This is a genomic window from Paenibacillus sp. FSL H7-0943, assembly GCF_037963265.1.
GTDB classification, from domain to species: domain Bacteria; phylum Bacillota; class Bacilli; order Paenibacillales; family Paenibacillaceae; genus Paenibacillus_AQ; species Paenibacillus_AQ odorifer.
This window is the reverse complement of sequence record NZ_CP150148.1, coordinates 1,767,247-1,784,308: the sequence shown is the minus strand read 5'-3', so window position 1 is coordinate 1,784,308 and position 17,062 is coordinate 1,767,247. Positions and strand designations below refer to the sequence as shown.

12 protein-coding genes are annotated in these 17,062 nt (G+C 46.9%); 3 read left to right on the top strand and 9 right to left on the bottom strand.

The window, feature by feature from the left end:
* Positions 1-23: 23 nt before the first annotated feature.
* The 7 genes from NSQ55_RS07775 to NSQ55_RS07745 all read right to left on the bottom strand — a co-directional run bounded on the left by NSQ55_RS07775 (position 24) and on the right by NSQ55_RS07745 (position 10,159).
* Complete coding sequence (locus NSQ55_RS07775; RefSeq protein WP_076100552.1) at positions 24-1,421, bottom strand: extracellular solute-binding protein; 1,398 nt, start codon at positions 1,419-1,421, stop codon at positions 24-26.
* A 141-nt stretch (positions 1,422-1,562) separates the two neighbouring features.
* Entirely contained in the window at positions 1,563-2,399 is an 837-nt protein-coding gene (locus NSQ55_RS07770; protein WP_036675652.1) for a carbohydrate ABC transporter permease, read from the bottom strand.
* A gap of 15 nt (positions 2,400-2,414) precedes the next feature.
* Complete coding sequence (locus NSQ55_RS07765) at positions 2,415-3,344, bottom strand: sugar ABC transporter permease (protein WP_051490863.1); 930 nt, start codon at positions 3,342-3,344, stop codon at positions 2,415-2,417.
* Positions 3,345-3,513: 169 nt separating this feature from the next.
* On the bottom strand, positions 3,514-5,097 hold the full coding sequence (locus NSQ55_RS07760; protein ID WP_076100553.1) for a response regulator: 1,584 nt from the start codon (positions 5,095-5,097) through the stop codon (positions 3,514-3,516).
* Positions 5,097-6,818, bottom strand: coding sequence for a histidine kinase (locus NSQ55_RS07755; RefSeq protein ID WP_076301916.1), 1,722 nt, complete (start codon positions 6,816-6,818; stop codon positions 5,097-5,099). The genes NSQ55_RS07760 and NSQ55_RS07755 overlap by 1 nt, the downstream gene beginning before the upstream one ends.
* A gap of 67 nt (positions 6,819-6,885) precedes the next feature.
* Entirely contained in the window at positions 6,886-9,048 is a 2,163-nt protein-coding gene (locus NSQ55_RS07750) for an alginate lyase family protein (protein ID WP_280752651.1), read from the bottom strand.
* Positions 9,038-10,159 (bottom strand): glycoside hydrolase family 88 protein, encoded by a 1,122-nt coding sequence (locus NSQ55_RS07745; RefSeq protein ID WP_076192904.1) that lies wholly within the window; start codon positions 10,157-10,159, stop codon positions 9,038-9,040. Before NSQ55_RS07745 ends, NSQ55_RS07750 begins: the two co-directional genes overlap by 11 nt.
* Before the next feature lie 259 nt (positions 10,160-10,418).
* Here NSQ55_RS07745 and NSQ55_RS07740 point away from each other — a divergent pair, with 259 nt between their 5' ends.
* Positions 10,419-11,681, top strand: a complete 1,263-nt coding sequence (locus NSQ55_RS07740; RefSeq protein ID WP_248547708.1) for a TraB/GumN family protein — start codon at positions 10,419-10,421, stop codon at positions 11,679-11,681.
* 196 nt (positions 11,682-11,877) lie between these two features.
* Here the strand turns inward: NSQ55_RS07740 and NSQ55_RS07735 are convergent, their stop codons facing one another.
* Entirely contained in the window at positions 11,878-13,164 is a 1,287-nt protein-coding gene (locus NSQ55_RS07735; RefSeq protein ID WP_076141355.1) for a Gfo/Idh/MocA family oxidoreductase, read from the bottom strand.
* A 147-nt stretch (positions 13,165-13,311) separates the two neighbouring features.
* On the opposite strand from NSQ55_RS07735, the gene NSQ55_RS07730 reads away from it, so the two are divergent.
* Entirely contained in the window at positions 13,312-14,139 is an 828-nt protein-coding gene (locus NSQ55_RS07730) for an AraC family transcriptional regulator (RefSeq protein WP_076192907.1), read from the top strand.
* A 62-nt stretch (positions 14,140-14,201) separates the two neighbouring features.
* A complete protein-coding gene (locus NSQ55_RS07725) occupies positions 14,202-14,540 on the top strand; it encodes a hypothetical protein (RefSeq protein ID WP_339172419.1) in 339 nt (112 codons plus the stop codon).
* A gap of 280 nt (positions 14,541-14,820) precedes the next feature.
* Here the strand turns inward: NSQ55_RS07725 and NSQ55_RS07720 are convergent, their stop codons facing one another.
* Positions 14,821-17,049, bottom strand: a complete 2,229-nt coding sequence (locus NSQ55_RS07720) for a glycoside hydrolase family 88 protein (RefSeq protein WP_339172417.1) — start codon at positions 17,047-17,049, stop codon at positions 14,821-14,823.
* Positions 17,050-17,062 lie beyond the last annotated feature (13 nt).

The following is a 17,062-nucleotide window of genomic DNA, read 5'->3' as shown; positions in this document are numbered from 1 at the left end:
TGTGATACTTGCTTATTCCCTGTTTATTTGATGACACCTTTTTCGTTGATAATTTTTGTTGCTTCATCAACCATCCATTGCTGCACCTTATCAATCGATTCATTTCCAAGCATAAATCTGCTGAAGCCGTCATCGATTATTTTGGTCAATTCGGACGTTGCCGTCGTCATCACCTGCGCACCATCAAGGAACTGGATTGCACTGTCAAAGAGTGTATATTTGAGTGAATCCATATCATACATATCCTCTTTGCCAGCTACCAGTTTGGTCAGCAAGGCTTCATTATCCGCTTTTTTATAACCGGAGAATTCCAGTCTGTTATCACTAACAGCCGTTGACATAAATCTCATCAGTTGGAAAGACGCCTCTTTGTTCTTCGAAGTAGCGCCCATCGCCAGCATATTGCCGCTGGTGAAGTATTTGCCCTCGTATTCTTTCGGTTCCGATCCTGCCGGAGGCACCGGTACCGGAGCAAAAGCTGTCTTGAAATCATGCGGATACTGCTCTGTATTGCCCGGATCAGCAATCGTCCAGTTACCAGCCAGAATCATAGCGGCTTCTTCATTAAAGAATTCCGTGCGGTAATTGAGCTTAGCCGCTAAAGCGTCTGCATAAGTTTTCGCAGATTTATCAGCAGACTCCATATCTTTGCGCAGCTGGAAGAAGTATTTATAGGTTGGATCCGCGAAAATGGTCGTCCCGTCATCATACACGAATGGATCTTTCATCATCGTTTGGGCCGGTGCGTTCATATACAACTCCCAGGTGTGGAAGTATGTGCCGTAACGTTTGTCTACGCCTTCACCTTTGGTCAGTTTTTTTGCATAGTCGCGGTAGTCATCCCATGTCCAGCCAAAAGTAGGTACAGGCAGACCCGCTTCATCCAGTGCATCTTTGTTCAGCATTACATAGTTGCTGCTCTTGGTATATTGCATCCCATAATAGTTGTTGTCTACCTTAGCATTCACATAATATTCATCCTCAGGAACGAGGTTATCCTTCTCATAGAATTCATTCAGCGGGGCAAGTGCTCCCCGGGTCGCCCGTTCAAGTACGCCTCCAAGGCTTGGTACCTGAACAACGTCAATCGCTTCGCCGGATGAAATCAGGAAGTCGAGTTTCTTCAGCATCTCCACAGAATCACCGGGAACGAGTGTCACATGCTCTACCTTGATATTTGGGTTCTGATCCATAAATTCCTGCAGCATGGCATCCGTGCCTGCTGATTGGGCTTCATTGTCCCAGTTGTAATATTTGATGGCGACTTGCTTGTCCACCTTGGTGTTCCCGGCATTCGTACTGGCTTCAGCACCGCCATTCTTCTCTGAATTTCCGGAATTTCCACAAGCGCTTAACGTTAAGGAAACCGCCAGCATGGAGCCTAGTACAACGGATAATCTTTTTTTGCCCTTTGTTTTCATTTTACTTCCCCCCGCACTGAAATTTAAGTATAGTGCCTTGTTCATTTCTTATTATAGGCACCCGCTGTACAGGCCAAGTGCACAATTTTGCTGTAGTAGGATCACATTTTTGACTTTTACCCTCTTTTGCATACCCGCAAGTCAGCCCTTTACCCCTCCCAAGGAGATTCCGTTAATGACTTGCTTTTGCAGGGCAATGAACACGATGACCAATGGGATGATCGCCGAAACGGCTGCCGTCATCATAATCGCATAGTTGTTCGAATAATCGTCTCGGAACAGTGTCATACCGAGTGGGATAGTGTACAGATTCTTGTTTAACAAGAAGATCAGCGGATTCTGGTAGTCATTCCAGGTCCAGATAAATTTAATGATCGCCACGGTAGCGAGCACCGGCTTGCAGAGCGGAACAATGATAGACCAGAATATCCGCAAATGGCCTGCACCATCAATTCGCGCCGCTTCAATATATTCGTCGCTGATACCAATCATAAATTGCCGCAGCAAGAACGTGAAGTAAATGGAGAACATACTCATTAATACGATAGCAGCATGAGTATCATAGAGGCCGAACCAACGAATCAGCAGAAAACGCGGAATCAGCGTGGCCTGGTCAGGAATAATCATGAACGACAGCAGCGCCAGAAAGACCATATTCCGTCCTTTAAACTTGATTTTGGTCAAGGCGTACGCCGACATAGATGAAATGATCAGTGTGATGCAGGTTGTAATAATCGCAACTTTAAAGGAGTTTAAATAGAAATGGGAGAAAGGTACCCGTCCCATCCAAACCATCTTGAAATTATACGCTACATTGATCTTCTCGGGAATCCATTGGATCGGGAAGCGCATTACATCTTTTTCATATTTGAAGGCTGCGGAAATCATCCAGATCAGCGGAATAAGAAATACAATGGACAAAGCCCCCATGATGCAGGTAGTGATCACTCTGGACATATTTTTTCTAATCAGTTGCATATTAATCTCCCCCCTTTATTCTTCATTTCTCATTTTCCAAGTGGCCGCGGTAATCAAGCCGATAACAGCGAATAGCAGCCAGGAAATTGCAGAAGCATAGCCCATGTTGTAGTATTTGAACCCTTCCTCATAGATCCTGAACACAAGCACGGTAGAAGAATTATTCGGGCCGCCTTCGGTCAAAAAGGCGATGATGTCGAACACCTTAAACGAGCCAATCAGCATGGTAATAAGCAGGAAAAATGTGGTCGGACGCAGCATCGGAACTGTGATGGCAAAGAATTTTTTCAGCGCGCTGGCGCCATCTATTTCGGCGGCTTCGTAGATTTCATCGGAAATATTCGTCAAGCCAGCCATATAGATAATAATGGTGTAGCCAAGACTCGCCCAAGAACTGATAATAGCAATGGATAACAGTGACGTCTTTGGATCAACTAGCCATTTCGGAGGGCTGGAAATTCCAAACTCCATCAGCAACTGATTGATCGGTCCAAGAGACGGATGGAACAATGCACTCCATACGGCAGCTATCGCAATAATCGAAGAAATATAAGGAATAAAGAAAGCCACTTTAAAATAATTTTTGAGGAACACACTGTTTTGAATCAATGCCGCGAGCACCAGCGCAATCGCAATCGGTATCGGCACGGTCATAATCATATAAAAAGCATTGTTCTTCAAAGCTTGAATGATACTCGGATCATGGAACATTTTGATATAGTTATCCAATCCGATGAACTCGATTCCTTTGACTCCCGACAATAGATCCCATTTCGAGAAGCTCAAATAAAGTGAGAATCCAAGCGCAAATACATTAAGAAAAAGCATCCCGACAATTTCGGGTGCCAAAAACAGCCACCCGGTTAAAGCCTCTTTCCGTTGCGGAGTCCAGAATTTCCGCTTCTCTTGCAGAATTTTTGGCACAGGTTGTTTTGCAGCCTCCACGTTGTATCACCTCGACAATTTGATTTGTCATTATAGTAATACATCCGCCTTCAGCAAGAAGGAGTGATTATGACCCGGAATGTGCAAGATTTTGACCTTTGTCCGCCGACAACAAAAAACCGCCCTAGAGGGGCGGCGCGTCTGTTCATATCATTAACAATTGTGCTTCTCAGCGTACCGAATGTTTGGATTTATATTCGCTTGGCGTTGTTCCTACATATTTTTTGAACACTTTTGAAAAATAGGTTCTGTCCGAATATCCCAGGCCGACGGCCAGCGACTCCAGGTTCTGGCTGGAGATTTTCAGCATTTTGGTAGCGACCTTCATCTTGTGCTGATGTACATAGTCCGTAAAGGTCAGGCCAGTCATGCGCTTGAAATAACGCGAAAAATAGCTTGGATCCAGAAACAGATAACGTGCCATATCAATTGAGGTGATATTATCGCCAAGATGCTGGTCGATATACTGCTGGATAAGCTGCAGCTTGGGCTCCTGCGGAGAAGCTCCTGTCACCTGCTGCTTGCTGCCTGTAATCTGTACAAGCTTTCTTTCCACCAGTTCCATCGTATCTTCAAGTGTGCGGGTCTGCACAAGATAGACGAACAGATCCTCATCGAACATCAGGCTCGTAAACATTAACTCGATGCCGCGGAGCATAAAGGATAAATCCCGGGCGAAATCGCCAGGATGAATAGACATTGCTTTTGCAGTCCTAGCGATTTCCTGTAGAGTGCCACGGATGGCTTCAAGGTCTTTTTTAATCACGGCCCGTTCCATCTGCGGGATATAGCTGTCCAGAAATCCTTGGGGAGCAGGCTGGAAACGTGGAGAAGCGATTTGCAGAGTATCCAGAACCGTGTAATCCGCACTTGCATAGAACTCGCATTTGTCCTGAACAATCTGCCGATGGATCTGGCCGATCGCCTGTAGCTCCATTTTCTCTGTGACGGCAATAATGCCCGGTTGAATCTTTAGGAGATGGGAGCATTCGGAACACAGCCGCTGTAAATAATCATGAAAATGAAGACTGGCATTCTGCGCCAGATTCACACGGTAATTATATAAAATCACAATATTCTTTTGCTCCAAGAAAGGCGTAATCCCTTCACATGTTTCGGACAGTTCCAAGGCTATATTGTAAATAGCATATAAAATAAGTGGATACTCGCTCTGCTTGTATCGCTTGTCGAAGCTGGAAAAATGAATACTGACCGTGCCCAGCATAAACCACGGATACGTCCAGGATATGCCGATTTGCGCCGCATAGGCCAGTGTGGTTTCAGGCGGAGCACCGCCAATCACCCTTTGCAGCAGGTTCTGCCGGAAGAGCTGGCTGTTGTAGCCTGTCTCCCCATGGCTGATCAACCCGATCTTCGACTTAAGCAAGTGTACGGACTTGGCAAGGCTTTTCTCCAGTTGCTCTTCTGTAAGCTGGTCCTTGATTAAATAATCATCCACTTTCAGCTTTACCGCTTGCTGAGCATAATGGAAATCCTCATGACAGGTCAGGAAAATAATTCTGACCTCCGGCTTCATGCGGGTGAAGCAATCGGCTAGCTCAATCCCGTTCTTTTGCGGCAAACCAATATCCGTGATCACAATGTCAGGCTGCACTTCCTCAAACATTAATAACGCCTTGGCACTGGAATAGGTGCTGCCGACAATCTGCAAGCTATGTGCCTCCCAGTCAATCATCTGCTGAAGCACTTTGAGCATAGGAACATCATCGTCTATGAGCATCACTTTATACATCAATATCCCTCTCTCTCTGACAGATTAACCTGATGATTGCCTTGCGGCAAATACAGAGAAACGGACACCCCACCCTGCGGCAGATTATGCAGCGACAAGCGGGTATCCTGCCCATAGGTCAGCCTCAGCCTTTGAACTACGTTCATTAACCCGACCCTTTGATAAGCTTCATCCTGTTCATCGTCCTTATACAGTAACCTGCGGTTCAGGCCCGCCAGAACTTCAGCCCCTGCACCGCAGCCATTATCTTCAACTTCAATCATGATCCCATCAGGGACCGTTCGCGAGCGAACGACAATACGCGGTGCCGGGTGGTCAACCAATCCGTGGACGATTGCATTTTCTACAAGGGGCTGCAAAATTAGCTTAGGGACGATGAGCTTCTCTGTATCCTTTTCCAGATCGACCTCCAGTTCAAGAGGGATTTCGTTGCGGATCTTCATAATATCGATATAATGGCCAAGCAGTTTGCATTCTTCCCGCAAGGTAGCCGGTTCATTGACCTTCAAATAGGCCCGGAGCAGACTCATTAATGAATCGATGATCCCGCTATGCAGCTTATCTTTGGTCAAAATAAGGCTACATTTAATCGAATTCAACGTGTTGATCAAAAAGTGGGGGCGAATCTGCATAAACAGCGCCTCCAGCTCCATCACCCGCTTCTGTTCCTGCTCCAGCTCGATGTCGTGAATCAGTCCTTGCAGCTGGTCCAGCATAGTATTCAACGTCTGCCCCAGCTCAGCGATTTCATCCTTGCCCTTGACCTCCAGCCTGACATCAAGATTCCCCATCCCGAACTGGCGCACAACGCGCTGCAGCTTCATGATCGGACTATGCAATCTTTTGGCAATCAGCATGGAGGTAGCCGAAAAGACAATAAATAAGAGGAGTACCAAGCCAATGCCACTATAAAACGTCCGCGAGATCTGGCCTGACCATTCTTTCTCCGAAGCTTCATAGATCAGCTGCCAATTGGATTTGTCGATAGCTCTGGCCGTACGAACGCTTCCTCTTGCTTCCTTGCCTTCTGGAGCCAATTCTGAGTTCCCAGCGATCAAGCCTCCTCCCGAATCAAATAACGCAACCTTGCCAAATTCGACGGGTCCGAGCAATTTATTGAAATAGGATTCAGGAATTGAGATAAGCAGCACGGACACCTGCCGTTTCTCCCGGCTGTCATAGATAACTCTGGCAATATAATAGCTGCTGCTTTTACCGGAACCGCTATCAGCCATCCCAAGCCATTGCAAGGTCTCCGGTTCGTGAATATTGACACGGCTCATCAGCTTGTCCAGGTTGGCATTGATCACGGATAAATTCTCAGTCCCAGAGGAGATCACAAAGTGTTTCCGGTTGACCAAATACATGCGGATATTATTATTCAACGGCTTAGAGTTGATGAGCGAAAACACATCTTGAATTTGCGTAAAATGTACGTAATCCTGATAGCTATTCAGCCGCTCAGTATCCGCAAATGACTTCAGATTAGCGCGAAAATTGGTATCGTTTACAATAAAATGGGAAGCGAACGTCACATCATCAATAGTTTTGTTTAATTCGTCAATCATAACGTTCAGGAAGTTATCGTTGCTGAGCTGCAGCTTCTCTACCATCGTATCCCGGATGAGCACGAAGGAAATGATCGATACTGCAATCAGCGGGATAAAAATCAGCAAAAGAAATGAAACCTGGATACGTCTATAGTAAGTGAATTTGAACATGTTTTCTCCGCGCCTCTCTCATGCTCTTTTCTTTTATTCTATCAGCCCGTTGTCCAGTATTCATACATTATCTGATTACCGTGACCTTCTTTTGACCGTCTGCAGAAACAATAAGCACTACTTCTCCAAAAATTTGTACGCCTTCCACTACATAGGAATCTAAGTGACTGGATGGAATCTCGTGGCTGATCACGATAATATGCTCCTCATTCCTTTCGGGGAGGATGATGCGGCAGGCCTCCGCGTGTGCAGCAGCCACCGGTTCACCCGTATGGCGGTAAATCGGCACCTGTTCGACCAGCGGACAGAACAACTCACCCGAAGACTGCGGGTACAGCACCTGCATGATCGAGACCGTTCCTTTCCCCTTTCGGGAGTACACAGCATACTGATTGGGTTCCAGCAGATTATATTCGCGGGAGATTACCCCAGCATCAACCCTGCCCTGAAGACCATCAACATGAACAGGAAGGATACAAAGATTGGCTTCCCGCTCATTTTTTGTACGGCATATTAGCGTTCCGTCTTCCATCTGAACCGTTCCGGGTGCAAAATGAAAATGCTGGGAAAATGTATGCTCCTGCCGGGAACTGAAGCTGTCCACCAGAAGCCAGTAAAAAGGCTTAATAAATAGGATCCTCCTTAACGGGTTGACCGGATCATCCAAATGACGGTAGCCGTCATGGCTGCCCTCTACATAATCAAAGTCCGGATGGCTGATCCATTGGCAGCCCGTTGGCTTCGCAATCTGAGAGAAGGACCATGTATCCGTGACTTCGGTAAATCCAATTCCGTCGACAGTGGTCGTATTATGGGCAGCGCTTTCTTTTAGCGCTTTTCTAAGTGGTGTATGATCACTATAGTTGTATCTGCCAAGATCGGTAAGCAGATCCCGCCCATAGGCATACAGATCGAAATGTAGCAGATCCGCGTGCCCATGTCCACCCCCAAGCGGTCCGCAGTGAAAATATAGGTACAAATCCTGCTCGTCCCAGCCCGTTCGCATCACATAATGGCCGGAATGTGCATAGGAGCGTGACAAGTTTGGCGGTAGCTCCGCATTCAGCCGCTCATAGCCCTCAACTCCATTTATCCCAAACAACCAGGCATTGTCATAATCCATTTGATCGTATCCGCCAAAACGGAGTACAGCATCCTGAAATAACCAGCCCGCATAAGTCAAAAGCGAACGGATATCGCTGTCATCACTATCGCCAAGCATCGGCTGCCGGTGATTCGGCTTGGCCCAATATAATGAAGCGACAGCCATTTGCTGAACCTTTTGCTGAAATTCTTCCGGAAGCTCCAGTCCGTTCAATCGGGCTAAGCGGATGCAGTCGAGAAAACATACCAAAACCTCATGGTGATAGGTGGGCGATTGCTCCCAGTGGATGCCGTCCGCCATGATCTGGATTCGAGCCGTCTCACCCAGTCTCTCCTTACTGAGCTGTCGCCAGTTATTGGCGCTAGTGAACTCAGGGAAGTGGAGCGCAGTTTGGAACAAACCACAAGTCTCCAGCACCCCCCAGTTGCTGATCTTCTTCCAGCCCGTAAACGATAAAGCTAAATATTGGCCGTGTTCATGCAGAGATATCATCACTTTGGCCAGCAGCGTTGGTGTGAGCAGTGAACTATTCTGTATATAAGACAGCCCTTTAATCCAGTTAGCACAACGAAGGCCCGCTTCAATTGTGCGCCATGTCAGCGAATCATTCATAGGCTTGTCTGGAACGGGGTTACGGTCTATCCAATCTTCAAGCTGGCAGCAAAATACCCTCGCATAATTCTCTTTACCTGTTATCGCATACGCTTGTCCTAATGCCACCCAGTAGCGGTGGCGATTCAGCATATAAGCCCATTCTACATCCTTGTCCGGAACATGACGCCAGTCAATTTCTTCCTCAAAGGTAACCGGAATGCGGCTGCGCTCCATATCCCAGGGAAAACGAAAGAGAAACGTCTGCTCCACAACTTCATCCGCTGTCTTCATTACAGCTTCCAGCTCGTCTGCACAATAAAGCCGTACATAGTCAATAAGTTGCTGCTTCCGGTTATCCTCTATCCGCCAGCCCGGCGTGCTCCGTCGGGTCAAATACCGATGTAATTCAGTCAGCGCATCGTCCTGCCGCGCTTGGCTGAGCGCATTCTTCACTAGAGCTAAAGCGGGCAACTCAAGGTCGAGCAGCGCAAAGACGGCATAGGGGGAGATTTGTCGGCCATCAGCGTTCATACCAGTACCCCTTGTTGCCTTTTTGCAGCCGCATCAATGCTTCGAGATAGAAATAATCTCCCCAGATCATGAAGTCATCTGGAGACAGATCGCCGCGCACATGGTAAGAACCATGCTTCAGCAGCCCCTCCGCCTCTTCACCGAGCGTGGAATAGTTCTGCACAAGCGAAGTCATCGACTGCACTAATCCCTGCTGAAAATAAGCCCGCTCAGAATCCTCCCCATCCATTAGCTCCAGCAGTTCCTGTAGTCCGGCTGCTACTATTGCTGAGGCCGAGCTATCCCGGTAAGTATCCGGAGATACCGGAGCATTAAAATCCCAGTAAGCGACATGATCCTGCGGCAAATGCTCCAGAAAATAGCGGGCCATCCGCTTGGACGTTTCCAAATACAACGGATTTTTGGTATAGCGGTAGGATAATGCAAAACCGTAAACACCCCAAGCCTGCCCGCGCGTCCAGGTCGATCCGTTAGTAAAGCCCTGATGAGTGGCGCCGCCAATCGGCTCTCCGGTCTTCGGGTCGAAGAAAAACGTATGGTAAGAGCTGTCATCTCCCCGTACCAGATACCGTCTCGTTTTCTCCGCCTGCATGACCGCCACCTCCCTGTATTCGGAATCACCGGTCTGTTCTTCTGCCCAATACAAAAGGGGAAGATTTAACAGACAATCAATAATGATCCGCCCGCCTTCCTGAGTATCCCCCTCCGGTCCCCAAGCCTGAATATAACCGCCAGCTGTACGCCAGCGCTTCAGCAGCAGGTCTGCCGCCTGCAATGTCAGTTGACGCGCTGATTCGTCTTTATCTATAATCCACTGGGCTTTAGAGGATAACGAATACAGGAAGCCAATGTCGTGATGATCAAGCACGGTCTTTGCCGCGAAACGGCGGCGGAAATCTTCTACGGTATGGGATGCCGCAATACGGAAGCTGTCATCCCGCGTATATTCATAACACAACCACAACATGCCGCTCCAAAATCCGTTAGTCCAGTCGTCGTTGTTATTGAGCTGATAAGTTCCATTCCTGCTGACATGAGGGAAACTGCCCCCGAACCGGTCTATGTTCTTACGTACCTTCTCTATCGCATCTTCAATCGCACTGCTCCACATAAGTTCCTTGCTCCCTTCTGGCTCTTCGTTTCTTACGTTTCATGATAAGGAGAGTGAACAGGATCTAATAGGGGCGATTTTTGCTTTGATGTGCATTATTTTGACTTTTGAATGACGTGAAGTACTGTAAGTTTACTTTCCAATCATAGGCATCAAATCAATATAGTAACAAAAGGTATAACTGTTTATGGGAAAATACGTTAAAATCAGAGAGTGACTTACATCTTTCATTCTTTTTTAGAAACGGAGTGTCCTATTAATGAAAAAGCTAGGTGCATTATTTTTATCCATTTTCATGGTTATGTCTGTATTTACCACTGCGCATGCTGCTGAAAAGCCTGTCGGTGTATGGATTGATGGAACCGAAATAAAGTTAGGCAATTCTAACCCTGTTGTAGAAAAAGGAACGACCCTAGTTCCTATGCGTCCCCTGCTAGAGAAGCTTAATGTAAATATTAATTGGAATAAAAAAACCCAAACCGTAACAGGAACCAAAAATGGACTGGCCCTCTCACTGACCATCGGCAGCACAACAGCAACGGTAAATGGGGAGAAGAAAAAACTAGAGGTGGCTCCTAAAACCATCAACAATGTCACCTATGTTCCTGTCCGCTTTATAGGAGAAACGATCGGCTATAAGGTGGAGTGGAGTCCAGCGCTGCGCACCATCACTTTTGTGGCCAATACTCAAGCTGCCGGAAGCACCGGATTCTTATGGAAAGTGGAGAACAACGGCAACACCGTCTATCTGCTTGGTTCTATCCATGTGGCTAACGACAAAATGTACCCGCTGCGTCCGGAGATTGAAGCTGCTTTTGAAGCCTCGCAATATTTAGGTGTCGAAGTAGATATCTCTAAGATTGATCAAGCTGAGATCCAAAAGTTTATTTTGGAAAAAGGCTCCTATACAGATGGAACCAAGCTCAAGGATCATGTATCCGCAGATACATATAACAAAGTAACTCAGCTGCTAAAAGCAAATGGTCTGGCGGAAAATGCATTCGATTCCTTCAAACCGTGGGTCGTTACCCAAGGTGTCTCAAGTCTACAGATGCAAGTTACAAGTTATACGGCGGATACCGGCATTGATTTATATTTTTTACAAAAAGCAGGCAAGCTGAACAAACCTATTATTGAACTGGAAAACACACAATTGCAGCTGAATATGTTCGACCAGTTCTCAGATGGATTGCAAGAAAAGCTTCTTGTCGACACACTCGGCAGCCTCAATCAAACGGACAATACTTCCGCAGCAGCTTCGCTGGATGCACTATCCCAAATGTGGATGCAAGGTGATGAGCAGTCGCTCGTAGCGATGACAAAAGCGGTCGCGCAAGAGCCAGAGTATTATAAAGGCCTGGTTTCGGATCGTAACGTCAACATGGTGAAGCATGTAAAAGAATATTTGAATAGTGATAAAAAAGCGACTTACCTTGTCGTCGTTGGCGCGCTGCATATGCTCGGTGACGATGGTATCGTGACCCAATTGCAAAAAGATGGCTTTAACGTCGTCAAACAATAATTGAGTTTTAGCTAAAATAAACAAGGCTGTCTCTTAGTCATCTACGATGATTTTGGAGACAGCCTTTTATTTTCACTTTTTTTAGCTCAATCTAAGAGTAGAAGTTGGCTTAACATGTGGACAGAGCGGAGGGCCCTCCGGGATTCTGGAGAAACGCTCCCTACGAACCCAAAGCCGCTTGTTCATAAACGGGCTACTACAATTTTATTAACTGATCTACCTTAACTGGAAGTCCAGTAGCTATTGAACGATTTGCCGCAATCCCGGTCATAATAGACAACGCTCCGTCCACATGGGATGCCGCACGATTAAAGCGATCCTCCAGCGGACGTTCAAAAATATCACGCAGCATCACAGGATCTCCGCCTCCGTGCCCCCCAACTCCTTCTTCAATCTCCACTTCATAAGGTGCTGCGAAATGAGGGAAGACCGTGATCCGCTTGTCTTTTAACGCCCCTTCATCTTCCTTATTTCCTCCGGCATTTACATAAGACTGTTCGACGACCTTTACTTCCATCCGCCCCTTGGTCCCATTAAATACCACAATGAAACCCTCCCAAGGCAGATAAGCATTAAGTGAATAATTCATAATCGTCTTATTTTTGTATTTGACCATAACCGCCATCGTATCCTCAATGCTGATATTATCACCGAACACACTTTGGTCACGCAGGTAGCCATCCTCATGCTCCGTATCCAGATACATCTGCTTTAACTGCTCATTATCTTTAAGATGCAGGGCAAACGGATCATTTTCCGCCGCACTGCTACCATGAGCACGCTGATAAAACTCAGTCACCCCGCGCTTCTCCGCGTTTTCTCTGCCATAAAATCTTAGATCACCCATCGCATAAATCGTATCTGGGCGCGAACCCAGCCAGAAATTCATCAAATCGAAATGATGTGTGGATTTATGAACCAACAGACCTCCGCTGTTCCGTTTATCACGATGCCATCTGCGGAAGTAATCCGCCCCATGCTGCGTATTTAGCAGCCACTCGAAGTTGACGGAAAGCACTTCTCCAATCGCGCCGTCCATAATGAGTTCACGGATTTTGGTGTTGTGTGGGGCATAGCGGTAATTGAAGGTCACACGCAGCTTTTTCCCAGTCCGCTCAATCGCTTCAAGAATTTCCTGACATTTCTCTTCATCCACTGTCATCGGTTTCTCCGAAATAACATCGCAGCCAAGCTCCATCGCCCGGATAATGTAACGATGATGCGTGCGGTCAATACTCGTGACAATAACCGTGTCAGGTTTGGTTTCCTCAATCATACGGTCAAACTCATGAGCTTTATAGGTAGGAACCGCTTGATATTTATATTTTTCCTCCAGCAAACGGTTCGCATAATCCATTCTTGCTCCATTCACATCACAAAAGCCTACAATCTCAGAGGTTTCACGATAATTCGTGGTGATCTCACCATAAAAAAACTCCGCTCGGCCGCCGGTTCCTACGAAAGCATATTTCTTGTTGGACATCAGGATCACTCCATCACTTATTGATTTAAAAGCGTTTTCTTCTTATAGTGTATAGTATAAAATATATCTTAATCTAAGCGATTCTTAGCAGAAATAACAAAAACTTTGCAAATATTATCCTCATTATCAGAAAGGAGCAGATTTAGTATGGAACAGGAGCCTCAGCCTCCTTTTATAATTGAGCAAATAAAAAGAGCCGGTCCATTCAGCATGGATTCCGACCATTATCACGATACTTATGAAATTTATTATTTACTCGCCGGGGAACGCAGTTATTACATTAACAATCTGATCTACACCTTGCGTAAAGGTGATCTGATTTTTATTAACAAGAACGAGCTCCATCGTACCACCTCTAAAGGCTCTGCAAGCCATGAACGGATCTTAATTAACTTTGAGGAAAGCTTTCTGCAAAAGACATTGGCACATTTCGAGCTGCATTTTCCATTTATGGCTACCCAAAGCTTGCTTTTGCGGCCCGGAGCACATGAACAGGGGGCCATTGAATATCTTCTTTTCAGCATGCTAAAAGAACAAACAGAACCACGGACACAGCAAATCCCCTATCTGCAGACGCTGCTCATCCAACTATTTATTGAAATGAACAGAATACAGGAAATAAGCCGCGAGCCCATTGCCCCTGAGAGCAGTGAGAAGCAGCTAAAAGTCTACGAAATTATCGATTTTTTACAAACACATTATGCTGAAAAGCTTACATTGGAGCGGCTATCTGAGACTTTTTTCATCAGCAGCACCTATCTCTGCCGTGTGTTCAAGCAGACAACTGGCTTCACCATCGTAGAATATCTAAACTACATTCGGATCAAGGAAGCCCAACGTCTCTTGCAGAGCACCAACGCTAAAGTTACGAACATCGCCGAGGATACCGGCTTTGACAGCATCGCCCACTTCGGGCGTGTGTTTAAACAAATCGTTAAACGTTCGCCTTTGCAATATCGCAAGCAAAACCGCTGATCCACAGCTAGAAATCACAACCGATTCTCTATGTAGCCGCTCCGTCGCCCGGAAGGATACATATGAAATGTTGTCGGCATATGGGGGCATCGGGGGCATCAGGAGCATCAGGAGCATCAGGAGCATCGGGAGCATCAGGACCATCGGGGGCATCAGGACCATCGGGGGCATCAGGACCATCGGGGGCATCAGGACCATCGGGAGCATCGGGAGCATCGGGAGCATCGGGAGCACCGGGAGCATCTGAGCAACAACAATATCTCGTCACTAGATTACCTTTTCGTGCGAACAAAGTTCATGAGGCTATCGGACCCAGTGGACCTTATTCGCAGCATAATCGCTATTTTGGAATTTTATCGGACCCCATAGTCGCTATTGGCATAAAAAGTTACCTATATTGACCGTTTCCGAGGGAATAACGTCACTGGAGTCCGAAAATGGCCCCAAAAGGCGATAAATCTGCAAATAACGTCATCTGAGTCCGCATAACTTTGTCTAGCAGGAGTAATCGGCGGTTTCGGGGGGCCGGGGGGGGCCGGGGGGGCCGGGGGGGTTCGGGGGGTTCGGGGTTTCGGGGGTTTAAGCAGCAATGTAACGCACAACAAAGAGCAGCGATCCCCACTAATGGAGTATCGCTGCTCAGCTGGCATTTTGTGATTAATACGGTCGTCTCATTCCTCATCATGCCATTCGTTTTGCTTCGTCATGTGATTTCATTTCCAAATCTCGTACGAGCCTGTGAACCTCAATTCCGGCCAGCAGCACGATGCCAATCCCATGTGTATCGTTTAATTGCCAGGTCAATTCATCTTTATAATACAGTTTGTTAAACGAATAACCCGAACCGCGGCAGACACCGTAAACATTGCCTTGTTTGTCAATACAATGACGGGTTAAGCCGCTCCAGCCGTTGATTGCAGAGGTTACGTATGAGTCTGGTTCCAGCAGCCAACCGCAGCGTACGCCTCTAGCAAAAGCGTAAATAAACATAGAGGTACAAGAAGCCTCCGCGTAGGACTCAGGATCCGTCAACACTTGATGCCATAGGCCCCGCTCATCTTGCAGCTTAAGATAGCCTTTACTAAGCTCGCGGAAATAATCAAGCAAATCAGATCGCAACGGATGTTGCTCAGGCATAACTTCAAGCAGCTCAGTCAGCGAGAAAATCACCCAACCATTACCTCTGCCCCAAGGCACGCCATTGGGTTTATTAAACTTATAATCATACACATGATGCATAATGCCAAGCTCCGGCTGGAACAGCCGCTCCTTGTAAAGTAAAAACTGCGCCGCCGCATCATCAAGATAAGCCGCATTTCCGGTCAATTCATAATATTTACTTAGAAATGGCGTGCTCATATACAGATCATCACACCACATCGTCTGCTGCATAAAATCAACTGTGCCACTGGTCCGATACAGAGCTCCGTCAGGCAGCCTGCTCTGCACTTTAGTAATGTAATTGGCAATTTCAGCAGCAGCTTCCGGTGCGCCCTGTAGTGGACGAAGCTTATGTGCTTCCAGCATCGTTGCCCCGAAGGATCCGCAGTCGTCCAGCGAATCCATCAGCGCCAGCTGATGATTGATGCCCGGAGCGCCATAACGTCCAAGGTCCCATAAGGCATATTTATGCAGCCCTGTACATTGCTCAATATGGTGTTGTGCATATTCGGCATAATGGGGGGCCTTGAGCTCTACTCCTGTTCTCAGCAATCCGTACAGGGTTACGCCTAGAGGGTAATTCCAGCGCCCAAACATAACACTCTCCAAATAAGGCCTAACCCAGCTATTCGGTTGGTCTACACGCCAAAAGGTTACTTCATCCGCTTCCCCAAATAAAGTATCCATAGAGGTCAGTTCTAAGACTTTCGGCGCTGCCTCCTTGGTGAACAATCCAAGGTACAACCATGGATCAGTTAATCCTTCAACGGGATATGGTTGCACGAGACTACTCTGAACACCACCAGACCGTACGTCCAGTTCAAATCCCCAATTCCCCTCTCCACAGATGGACTCCACGACCAGATCATGTAGTCCATAACCAAGCTCCAGTTGGATATCAAGCATACCTTTCACGTTCTGATACTCAGCTACAAGTTTCCCATTCACATAGATAGAGATTTCAGCCATTCCACGATAGCTACCTTGCAGACGAATGTCGTCTTTCTGTAGGCTGTTAACTTCCAGCTTACACCAAGCATACGCCTTGGCTCCCAGCATTTCCCCAAATATGCGTGAACAGTTGCCAGTTGCCTGTTCCTGTGGCGACCATTGCTGTGTCAGAAACCAAACGCAGCGAGCTGTCATTTGCTCTTCAGTGAATTCAGCTTCCAGCCAAGCTGCCCAAGATGTCTGCTGGGGTCCACTATAAATCCAACCTTCACAACCGCTTAACTGTGCCGTCGGAATAAGAAAGTGTACTGGTGCACCTTTGACACTGCCCGTTCCAAAAACCCCTCCGCAACCTGTACCTGTTGCAACATACTCCAGTACCAGATGGTTCCAGCCTTTATCCATGCTCGCCCGAAAAAACGTCTTTCTGTCCGGAAACACATCATCATTTAGATTGGAGCTAAACACCAGCCGTCCATTTATGTAAACCTTAACTGGACTATAGCAACTAACTGAGAAAGGGGCATCTACCTCATTGTCACTCCACAGCTTTCCCCATACATATACGAATTGTCCTGCCGCTAGCTCCGGCAGTCGTTCTTCCAGATTCATATCGTAACGGCAGTCGCGGAGCCGGTTGAAACCACTCTGCGAATGTACCCGGTACACCGGAGGCTGCGGGGGATAGGCACCGATAAAACGGCTGGCCACAGCGGCCAGTACATTTTCGATTTTGCCCCCATTATATTTGGCAATACAATCAGGATCAGGAAAGTATTCTGTAATATAAGTACTCACTAAGCGTATCCTC

Excerpts from the sequence above, each read along its gene's own strand:
- NSQ55_RS07775 (WP_076100552.1), bottom strand. The coding sequence starts at position 1,421 with ATGAAAACAAAGGGCAAAAAAAGATTATCCGTTGTACTAGGCTCCATG.
- NSQ55_RS07770 (WP_036675652.1), bottom strand. The coding sequence starts at position 2,399 with ATGCAACTGATTAGAAAAAATATGTCCAGAGTGATCACTACCTGCATC.
- NSQ55_RS07760 (WP_076100553.1), bottom strand. The coding sequence starts at position 5,097 with ATGTATAAAGTGATGCTCATAGACGATGATGTTCCTATGCTCAAAGTG.
- NSQ55_RS07755 (WP_076301916.1), bottom strand. The coding sequence starts at position 6,818 with ATGTTCAAATTCACTTACTATAGACGTATCCAGGTTTCATTTCTTTTG.
- NSQ55_RS07750 (WP_280752651.1), bottom strand. The coding sequence starts at position 9,048 with ATGAACGCTGATGGCCGACAAATCTCCCCCTATGCCGTCTTTGCGCTG.
- NSQ55_RS07745 (WP_076192904.1), bottom strand. The coding sequence starts at position 10,159 with ATGTGGAGCAGTGCGATTGAAGATGCGATAGAGAAGGTACGTAAGAAC.
- NSQ55_RS07740 (WP_248547708.1), top strand. The coding sequence starts at position 10,419 with ATGAAAAAGCTAGGTGCATTATTTTTATCCATTTTCATGGTTATGTCT.
- NSQ55_RS07735 (WP_076141355.1), bottom strand. The coding sequence starts at position 13,164 with ATGTCCAACAAGAAATATGCTTTCGTAGGAACCGGCGGCCGAGCGGAG.
- NSQ55_RS07730 (WP_076192907.1), top strand. The coding sequence starts at position 13,312 with ATGGAACAGGAGCCTCAGCCTCCTTTTATAATTGAGCAAATAAAAAGA.
- NSQ55_RS07725 (WP_339172419.1), top strand. The coding sequence starts at position 14,202 with ATGAAATGTTGTCGGCATATGGGGGCATCGGGGGCATCAGGAGCATCA.